Annotated in this window: 2 rRNA genes (1 of these 2 running past the window's edge); both read left to right on the top strand. The window is 51.3% G+C overall.

The annotated features are described in order from the left end of the window. Positions 1-2695: ribosomal RNA gene (locus HPS01S_RS21240) — 23S ribosomal RNA — on the top strand (it extends 182 nt beyond the left edge of the window). 159 nt (positions 2696-2854) lie between these two features. Beyond that, positions 2855-2967: ribosomal RNA gene (rrf, locus tag HPS01S_RS21245) — 5S ribosomal RNA — on the top strand. Positions 2968-2979 lie beyond the last annotated feature (12 nt).

A 2979-nucleotide genomic window follows, 5' to 3' on the forward strand; every position in this document is an offset into this window, starting at 1 on the left:
GTGAACTGAAACATCTCAGTAGCTCGAGGAAAAGACATCAACCGAGATTCCGAAAGTAGTGGCGAGCGAAATCGGAAGAGCCTGTTAGTGATAGCACAAGACTTAACGGAACGCTCTGGAAAGGGCGGCCATAGCGGGTGATAGCCCCGTACGTGAAAAGACCTGTGTGGTACTGAGCTGACGAAAAGTAGGGCGGGACACGTGTAATCCTGTCTGAATATGGGGGGACCATCCTCCAAGGCTAAATACTCATCATCGACCGATAGTGAACAAGTACCGTGAGGGAAAGGCGAAAAGAACCCCGGGAGGGGAGTGAAATAGATCCTGAAACCGCATGCTTACAAAAAGTAGGAGCCCGAAAGGGTGACTGCGTACCTTTTGTATAATGGGTCAGCGACTTACATTCAGTGGCAAGCTTAACCGAGTAGGGAAGGCGTAGGGAAACCGAGTCCGAATAGGGCGATTCAGTCGCTGGGTGTAGACCCGAAACCAAGTGATCTATCCATGGCCAGGATGAAGGTGCCGTAACAGGTACTGGAGGTCCGAACCGACTGGTGTTGCAAAACCAGCGGATGAGCTGTGGATAGGGGTGAAAGGCTAAACAAACTTGGAAATAGCTGGTTCTCTCCGAAAACTATTTAGGTAGTGCCTCAAGTATTACCTGCGGGGGTAGAGCACTGTTTTGGCTAGGGGGTCATGGCGACTTACCAAACCAAGGCAAACTCCGAATACCGCAGAGTACAGCTTGGGAGACAGAGCACCGGGTGCTAACGTCCGGACTCAAGAGGGAAACAACCCAGACCGCCAGCTAAGGTCCCTAAAATTGGCTAAGTGGGAAACGAAGTGGGAAGGCTAAAACAGTCAGGATGTTGGCTTAGAAGCAGCCATCATTTAAAGAAAGCGTAATAGCTCACTGATCGAGTCGTCCTGCGCGGAAGATGTAACGGGGCTAAGCCAGTTACCGAAGCTGCGGATTTGCAATTTATTGCAAGTGGTAGGAGAGCGTTCTGTAAGCCTGTGAAGGTGGCTTGTAAAGGCTGCTGGAGGTATCAGAAGTGCGAATGCTGACATGAGTAGCGTTAAAGGGGGTGAAAAGCCCCCTCGCCGTAAGCGCAAGGTTTCCTACGCAACGTTCATCGGCGTAGGGTGAGTCGGCCCCTAAGGCGAGGCAGAGATGCGTAGCTGATGGGAAACAGGTCAATATTCCTGTACCGATTACAAGTGCGATGTGGGGACGGATCTTAATAGGTTATCCGGGTGTTGGATGTCCCGGTTTAGGCAGATGTAGGCGATGGGTAGGCAAATCCGCCCGTCATATACCGAGGCTGCCGATCGAGCGAGCTTGCTCGCGAAGTAACTGAACGAGGTCCCAGGAAAAGCCACTAAGCTTCAGCTTGTAATTGACCGTACCGCAAACCGACACTGGTGCGCGAGATGAGTATTCTAAGGCGCTTGAGAGAACTCAGGAGAAGGAACTCGGCAAATTGACACCGTAACTTCGGAAGAAGGTGTGCCCTAGTAGTGTGATGAGAACATCTGAGCACGAATGGGTTGCAAAAAATAGGTGGCTGCGACTGTTTATTAAAAACACAGCACTCTGCAAACACGAAAGTGGACGTATAGGGTGTGACGCCTGCCCGGTGCTGGAAGATTAATTGATGGGGTGCAAGCTCTTGATCGAAGTCCCAGTAAACGGCGGCCGTAACTATAACGGTCCTAAGGTAGCGAAATTCCTTGTCGGGTAAGTTCCGACCTGCACGAATGGCGTAACGATGGCCACACTGTCTCCTCCTGAGACTCAGCGAAGTTGAAATGTTTGTGATGATGCAATCTCCCCGCGGAAAGACGGAAAGACCCCATGAACCTTTACTGTAGCTTTGTATTGAATTTTGAACAGATCTGTGTAGGATAGGTGGGAGGCTTTGAAGCAGGGTCGCTAGATCTTGTGGAGCCAACGTTGAAATACCACCCTGGTGTGTTTGAGGTTCTAACCTAGGTCCATTATCTGGATCGGGGACAGTGCATGGTAGGCAGTTTGACTGGGGCGGTCTCCTCCCAAAGTGTAACGGAGGAGTTCGAAGGTACGCTAGGTACGGTCGGACATCGTGCTAATAGTGCAATGGCATAAGCGTGCTTAACTGCGAGACTGACAAGTCGAGCAGATGCGAAAGCAGGACATAGTGATCCGGTGGTTCTGTATGGAAGGGCCATCGCTCAACGGATAAAAGGTACTCTGGGGATAACAGGCTGATACCGCCCAAGAGTTCATATCGACGGCGGTGTTTGGCACCTCGATGTCGGCTCATCTCATCCTGGGGCTGTAGCCGGTCCCAAGGGTATGGCTGTTCGCCATTTAAAGAGGTACGTGAGCTGGGTTTAAAACGTCGTGAGACAGTTTGGTCCCTATCTTCCGTGGGCGCTGCAGATTTGAGGAAGCCTGCTCCTAGTACGAGAGGACCGGAGTGGACGCACCTCTGGTGTACCGGTTGTCACGCCAGTGGCATTGCCGGGTAGCTAAGTGCGGAAGAGATAACCGCTGAAAGCATCTAAGCGGGAAACTCGTTCCAAGATTAGATCTGCCGGGGCCTTGAGCCCCCTAAAGGGTCGTTGAAGACCACGACGTTGATAGGTCGGGTGTGGAAGCGCAGCAATGCGTTAAGCTAACCGATACTAATTGCCCGTGAGGCTTGACCCTATAACTTTGACGAAACCACGTGTCTGAAAAGACGGTTCGTGCAAATGTCTTATGCCCTCATGACTAATATCATGACGTTGGCAGCAATCAAAAAAGCTGATTACAGACTCTATGAATTCGTCTGGCTGAACAGTCCGTTCAGCCAGGCAACAAGTTATGCCTGACGACCATAGCGAGTTGGTCCCACTCCTTCCCATCCCGAACAGGACAGTGAAACGACTTTGCGCCGATGATAGTGCGGGTTCCCGTGTGAAAGTAGGTCATCGTCAGGCTATTATTGAGAA

Source organism: Hydrogenophaga pseudoflava NBRC 102511, from assembly GCF_001592285.1.
Lineage (GTDB): Bacteria > Pseudomonadota > Gammaproteobacteria > Burkholderiales > Burkholderiaceae_C > Hydrogenophaga > Hydrogenophaga pseudoflava.